The sequence below is a fragment of the Moorena sp. SIO2C4 genome (genome assembly GCF_010672485.1).
Lineage (GTDB): Bacteria > Cyanobacteriota > Cyanobacteriia > Cyanobacteriales > Coleofasciculaceae > Moorena > Moorena producens.
The window spans coordinates 1-6800 of the sequence record NZ_JAAHGN010000355.1 but is presented as its reverse complement, the minus strand read 5'-3'; the positions used below and the strand labels follow the sequence as shown (position 1 = coordinate 6800).

Below are 6800 nucleotides of genomic sequence, written 5' to 3'. Positions count from 1 at the left end.
ACGCCGCTCTTCGATCTGTCAAGGGCAATTGGGGAAACTGCTCCTTTGATTACTATCGGAGCCTTGAGCTTCATTACCAGGCCGCCAATGAACCCACAAGATCCATTTACTGCACTGCCAATTCAAATTTACAACTGGATCTCTCGTCCCCAAGAAGCCTTCCACACTAACGCGGCGGCGGGAATTGTGATGTTGATGATAGTGCTGTTGGTCATGAATGCCGGAGCAATTTTCCTGCGCAACAAATTCCAAACCAATAGATAGAAACTCAGGATATAGACTAGTAAAACACCTATTAAAAAGCATGGAAAATTTTTCAGCTTTGATTTCAAAAGTTAACAATGACACAGAGGATTTAACCATGAATCCTAACCAAATTATGGACTCCACCACTTCGTCTTTAGAAGTAGAAGATCCGGTTTTACGGGCTGAAAAGGTTTCCGTCTACTATGGATCATTTTTAGCAGTCAAAGATGTCTATTTAGATATTCCCAAAAACCAAGTTACCGCCTTTATCGGACCGTCTGGTTGTGGAAAAAGCACCTTGTTGCGGTGTTTTAATCGCTTAAACGACCTGATTCCGGGAGCAAGGGTGACAGGTAGAATTACCTTCCATGGCGAAAATCTTTATGATAAAAAGTTTGACAACAGCATTGAAGAAGTACGTCGCCGCATTGGGATGGTATTCCAAAAGCCAAACCCTTTTCCCAAATCCATTTATGAAAATATTGCCTTTGGAGCCCGGATTAATGGCTATCAAGGGGATATGGATGAATTAGTGGAGCGCAGTCTCCAACAAGCTGCCCTCTGGGATGAAGTCAAAGATAAACTAAGACAGAGTGGTCTGTCTCTATCTGGTGGTCAACAACAGCGTTTGTGTATTGCTCGCGCCTTAGCCATTAAGCCAGAAGTGTTGTTGATGGATGAACCTTGCTCCGCTCTTGACCCCATCTCCACCCTTAAAGTGGAAGAACTAATGCACGAGCTGAAAGAAAAATACACCATTGTTATCGTTACCCACAACATGCAACAAGCTACCCGAGTAGCAGACATGACCGCTTTCTATAACGCTAGGGCAACGGAAACAGGTGGCAAACAAGGCTATTTAGTAGAGTTCAATAGAACTGAAGTCATTTTCCAAAATCCTCAGCAGGAAGCCACTAGGGACTATGTGAGTGGGCGTTTCGGCTAAATCCCCCCAAAATTTTCCCCTAACATGCAACGAAACCTTGTGTTTTAAACCTAACTCATAGGAGATTTGATCTCAGACTAGACATGCCACGGCAACACGCCCGTGGGATTTTTTTTTCTGATGGGGATGCTCCCCCCAGTACCAATTCAAGATAGGATCAAATCTGATTATAAAATTGGATTTGATGTCAATCATGCTAATAAAGCGCTACTTATCAGGTTTTATTGCCCTGGTACTGGTTATGGTTATCGGTTTAACTGGTTGTGCCTCAAGTGGTACAGGCTTAACAGGAGATTACCGTCAGGATACAATAACTGCTCTACAAGAATTAAGACAAGCCCTTGAATTACCAGAAGATTCACCAGATAAGACGGCAATTCGTGAAAAAGCCACTCTACTGATGAATGACTATGCCTCGCGCTACCGCAGAGATAGATCTGTGTCTACCCTCAATTCCTTCACTACCATGCGAACTGCTGTCAATTCCTTGGCTGGTTACTACAGTTCCTATCCCAATCGCCCTTTACCGAAAAAGGTGAAGGATCGTCTAGAGCAGGAATTTTCCCAAGTCGAGCGTTCTCTCAAACGGGGCGCTTAAGCTGTCCACACCTCGCCTATTGTAGGCGAGGCATAAGCCGGGTGAACAAAAAATTGCCAGTATAAACCTGTCCTATCTTCAGGTTTCTTGAGAACATCCCAGGCAAGGGAGGGTAGGATTATCGATGATCTAAAACTATTGGCCAATTCTTTCCCTGCTCCTACCCTAACTCTCGTAATCAGTAAGAATTTTCCGGAACAGTTGCTAAGAGAGCTGAAAACCTTTAAAGGTAATGCCAGCCGTTAGCGGTTAGGGGTTAGACTAATTATTATAGGGTTGATCACTACTAGGGCTTTAGTTAACTAATAATTAATGGAGTATAATCTAAAGTTGACAAATTTAATGATATATGCATCAAATAAAACGATATAGATTTACTTATAGATTTACCTCTACCCCCTCCCTTGGTGTTTCCCTTTCTATCCCTAAACTAGATCATAACTAGCTAAAGCTAATTTTAGAAAAAATCATAGTTAAAAACCCCTGTGCAATAACGGCGGGGATGAAAACGAGTTAGTGACTTGCTGACCCTCTCGTAGTATCCGTTTAGAATCCCTGATGCTGCACCTGGGGGAGATGTCAAAGATATTGAACCAATCGGGGATGAGTTAGCTGGCTTTTGGCTAACTTTCTGTTCTTTTGTAGTGTTTCTAGGAATGTATAACAGTTTTGGTAAACGGAGGCAACACCGGCAAGGTCTACATCGTAGCTTGATTGCCGCCCTTGCAGTAGGAAGTAGTCTGTTGAGTCAGTGTTGGTTGGTACCAACAGCTGAGGCAAAAACAAAAGCTTATTGCCACTTTACTCAGGAAGCGATCGCTCAAAAAGAAAGCTTAAGAGTTAATTCCTTAAAGAATAACTCAGACTCTAAAATCAGCTACCAAACCATTATCCAGGCACACGCCAGTTTCTTACAGCAGTGTCGTTCCCAAACCTGGCCGCAAAATCAAGCAATTTGGGTGCGCTTATATCCCTGTGATGCTCGTCCTGGAGCCCTTGAGGAAACCCTAGACCGTATTGTGAACCAAGGCTACAATCAAGTCTACGTTGAAGTATTTTACGATGGTCGCGTCCTGTTACCAAAGGCAGATAATCGTACTCCTTGGCCGTCAGTCATACAACAACCGGGGACTGAGAACGTAGATTTATTAGCCCAGGCGATTCAAAAAGGTCGTGAGCGGGGTTTGCAGGTGTATGCCTGGATGTTTACAATGAATTTTGGTTATACCTACGGTCATCGTGCCGAGCGGCAACAGATTCTTGCCCGCAATGGTCAAGGAGAAACGAGTTTGTCTGTAGTTAAGGATGGCTCTCAAGTATTTATCGACCCTTACAATCGACAAGCCCAGGTAGACTACTATGAGATGCTTAAGGGTGTATTAAAGCGACGCCCCGATGGGATTTTATTCGACTACATTCGCTATCCCCGTGGTTCAGGTTCCCAGTCTGTGGCCAGCAGTGTCAAGGATCTTTGGATTTACAGTGATGCAGCTAAGCAAGCCCTGTATCAACGGGCTGGTAACAATCAAGGTAAGGAGCTAATTCGGCGCTATCTGAGTAAGGGTTCCATTAGCGCTAAGGATATAAAAGCTGTCAAAAAGCTCTACCCTGATGAAAAAACCCCCCTCTGGCAAGGTCGCACTCCTTCAGCAAGAGAAAGTACTCGAACTATACAATGGCAGTTGTGGCAACTCAGTGTTGCTCACGCTGCCCAAGGGATATTAGACTTTCTCAAATTAGGCGAATTGGCAGCAGAGCGAGCTGGGGTACAAGCCGGTGCAGTGTTTTTCCCCGATGGCAACCAAGTTGTAGGTCGCATGGGTTATGATTCCAGACTACAGCCTTGGGAACATTTTCCCCGTTCCCTGGAATGGCATCCCATGTCTTATGGTGTTTGTGGTCACACCGGTTGTATTGCCAATTTAGTCAAACGGGTGTTTAAGTGGGCATCGTCGGAAACAGACGTAAAACCAGCACTCGCAGGAACTTGGGGAAGATCCATAAAAAATCGTCCTTCCCTAGAAAACCAGATGCAGGCATTGCGCCGAGTGACACCACAAATTAACTCAGTCAGCCATTTTGCCTTCTCTTGGCAAGATCCAGAATTTGACCGCGAGCGCAAGTTTTGCCGATTGTAGTAGTTGTCAATTAACTTAGGTACTTATGACCTTAGGGTTGCGCGGGAGTAGGGAGTAGGGAGCTCGGGTGTCGGAAGAGGGCTGCTCAGAATGAGCCCCCTCGACCTTTGGTTAAGATTGCCCTAATTGGGATGCTTCTGATTAAGCAGTTACTAATTCGGGTTCAGGACGCTTGCTGTTACGAATACCGCTAATTGCCTCTGCGTAATCTGGTGCCTTGAATACAGCGGAGCCAGCCACAATCGCATTCGCTCCAGCTTCTAGCACTTGCCAGGTATTGTTAACCTTGAGTCCACCATCAACTTCAATCCAAGGAGAAAGACCGCGCTCATCACACATCTGACGGAGTTTGCGGATTTTTGGCACAACTTCAGTAATAAAGCTTTGACCACCAAAGCCAGGATTGACGCTCATAATCAGGATCAAATCACAGACTTCTAGGACGTACTCAATTAAATCCAAGGATGAGGAGGGGTTAAGTACAACACCTGCTTGCTTACCCAATTCTCTAATCTGACACAGAGTGCGGTGCAGATGGGGTGAAGCATTGTGTTCAGCATGAACAGATATAATATCAGCCCCTGCCTCAGCAAAGTCTGCGACATACTTTTCTGGTTCCACAATCATCAAGTGGACATCCAGTGGCTTTTGGGTAATCGGGCGAATGGCTTTAACAACTAGAGGACCAATGGTGATGTTAGGGACAAATCTACCATCCATGACATCAACATGAATCCAATCAGCGCCTGCGGCATCCACAGCCTTAATTTCTTCTCCCAGTCGGCTAAAATCAGCTGACAGGATAGAAGGGGAAATAACAACTTGCTTTTGGGATAGGGTGTTGCTCATGATTGGAGGTGTTCTCCTGGAAGCTTATTTTTCAGTATTTTAACAAAATCTTTAGATTTTCCCTAACCAGTTGTTGTGCTGCTGAGCTATTTGGGGACCAGTGGGATGGTGACCAGTTGGCTATAAATCACCCCATACCTACGGATGCTTACCTCTAGCAGGTCATTATGAAACTTTTGATAACATGGGCAACAGTTAGTCAGTCTGTACTCTTATGCAGCTGCCTTACTCAAACGATAGAATATCCTGCTTTAATAGAATTTTGGAGGAAATATGACGTCAAATCCCCAAGCATCTGCATATACTCAAAGCAGCACCAATGAAACTACCCTTGAGGATGAAAAACAGCTGAAAGTAGACCTCAAAGTTGATCAACCTGGTGCTATAGCCAAACTCACTGCTCCTGAGCCAGAACTCACCCAACCGTGGCAGGAATGGTTGCAAACTCTTACAGACATTTTGTCACAATTGCCGGAATATATCGGCGGATTTGTTAGCAATTACCAAAAACCCTTGCTTACCATTGGTCTTTTGCTCGCTGGGTTCATGACTGTTAAGATCACTTTGGCGGTGCTGGATGCAATTAACGATATTCCCCTGATGGCACCGTTGTTTGAATTAGTGGGTATTGGCTATACTATCTGGTTTGTAGCTCGTTATCTACTCAAAGTCGAAACACGCCAAGAATTATCAGGGGAGATTCAATCCCTTAAAGGTCAGTTTATAGCTAAAAAGTGATAACTAGTGTGGTGGCATTAGCCCTTGTCAGGTGAGGAGTAAAAAAAATAGGGCATGGACAATCGTCTCAATTGGTTTCCATACCCTATTGCAGTAAATTAGTTTGACACTCCCCGGCCTAAAGGCGCGAGGATTCAAAGCGCGGAGGTACCCTTTTGGGGCATTGCTCGTAACAACTACCAACATGGGGTTGATAGTCCAATTGGCGGTGCCAATTGCCTCTACTCTCTCCGACAGAAATGTCATTGAGTCTACTTTTTTTTTAAGTACTTTGATTCGCTTTCCAAAAAGACTCAGGCGCACGCCTCCTAGGCGAATTAAATTACGGGGTCGCGCCTCTTGCGTGGCATTGGGCTGGAATTGGAGTCTTAGACCGAGTCCCCATTTCGAGTAACTACCATTTAACCAAGGCGTCCCACTGCTGGGAGTTTCACCCTTCCTTTTCGGGTCATTGCGTCTTCTGCTATTATAGCACAAAGCCGTCCGTTGAAGTTACCGTAAGGGAGTTGAGCCTTTATGGTTAGTCTGCTATGGGTAAAAGGGTTAAGTCTTTTGTAATAAGGCTCCACTCCCTAAGGTTTCGTCTCCTAGAAGGACGGGGTTTCAGACCCATTTTTTTTGATGACAGTAAATTAGTGTTTTTTGGCTGTAGCTCCTTGTAGCTATACTAATTAATACCTATCACTTATTTATAAATTAGCGCGATTTATTGGATAATAAAATTCAAACCTCAACTTGCCGAAGCACTGCGCAGGGCTTGAGCTGCTAGATAGAGTTTGTTCCATTCACCCATCACCTGGTTACTTCTCCAGTTAAGATCGTTAGCGATCGCTTCGAAGGTATGACCAGCTTTCAACTTATCCAGCAACTGCTGTTGCTCAGGGGTCAGTTTTTGCTGATATTCTTGCCATTGCCTTGGGGTTAGTCCAAAACTGTGCTCAGTATAGGATGTTTCCAGCCAACTTGCTACTAAGTCTGGTTTGCCTTTTACCCCATTGATGGAAAAGACACGAATGGCATGGTAACTAATTTTTTCCCGTAGACGATAGACCTTCTTGATCGGCCAATTTAGGCGACGAGCGATCGCCTCTTGAGATTGACCTTGCAAGTAAAGTCGCAGCCAAAGGGCCGCCTCAGACCCTAAGTTTTTCTCTAAGTAAGCCTCAAATTCCTTAGATACGGACATCCTTAGGCTTTGTTTCTCTTCCCAAGCCTGCTTATGTTGATAATTAGTAATGGCTTGGTTATCCAATAGACTCACTGGGGCATTGGTTTCCCCTTCCGA

6 protein-coding genes and 2 pseudogenes are annotated in these 6800 nt (G+C 44.7%); 5 read left to right on the top strand and 3 right to left on the bottom strand.

Features of this window, described 5'->3' with window-relative positions:
- From F6K20_RS18690 to F6K20_RS18675, 4 genes and pseudogenes are all read left to right on the top strand, one after another.
- Positions 1-264: pseudogene (locus tag F6K20_RS18690) on the top strand (phosphate ABC transporter permease PstA); the annotation flags it as partial.
- A 115-nt stretch (positions 265-379) separates the two neighbouring features.
- Entirely contained in the window at positions 380-1192 is an 813-nt protein-coding gene (gene pstB, locus F6K20_RS18685; RefSeq protein ID WP_287295605.1) for a phosphate ABC transporter ATP-binding protein PstB, read from the top strand.
- A 193-nt stretch (positions 1193-1385) separates the two neighbouring features.
- Positions 1386-1790, top strand: a complete 405-nt coding sequence (gene psb27 / locus F6K20_RS18680; protein WP_008179714.1) for a photosystem II protein Psb27 — start codon at positions 1386-1388, stop codon at positions 1788-1790.
- 656 nt (positions 1791-2446) lie between these two features.
- Positions 2447-3928, top strand: a complete 1482-nt coding sequence (locus F6K20_RS18675) for a family 10 glycosylhydrolase (RefSeq protein ID WP_008179712.1) — start codon at positions 2447-2449, stop codon at positions 3926-3928.
- A 141-nt stretch (positions 3929-4069) separates the two neighbouring features.
- Here F6K20_RS18675 and rpe read toward each other — a convergent pair whose 3' ends face one another.
- A complete protein-coding gene (rpe, locus tag F6K20_RS18670) occupies positions 4070-4777 on the bottom strand; it encodes a ribulose-phosphate 3-epimerase (protein ID WP_008179710.1) in 708 nt (235 codons plus the stop codon).
- A 273-nt stretch (positions 4778-5050) separates the two neighbouring features.
- Here rpe and F6K20_RS18665 point away from each other — a divergent pair, with 273 nt between their 5' ends.
- Positions 5051-5515, top strand: coding sequence for a CAAD domain-containing protein (locus F6K20_RS18665; RefSeq protein WP_008179709.1), 465 nt, complete (start codon positions 5051-5053; stop codon positions 5513-5515).
- A 27-nt stretch (positions 5516-5542) separates the two neighbouring features.
- Here F6K20_RS18665 and F6K20_RS18660 read toward each other — a convergent pair whose 3' ends face one another.
- Complete coding sequence (locus tag F6K20_RS18660; protein ID WP_008179708.1) at positions 5543-5992, bottom strand: hypothetical protein; 450 nt, start codon at positions 5990-5992, stop codon at positions 5543-5545.
- A gap of 253 nt (positions 5993-6245) precedes the next feature.
- Positions 6246-6800 (bottom strand): annotated as a pseudogene (locus F6K20_RS18655) (HetZ-related protein 2); the annotation flags it as partial.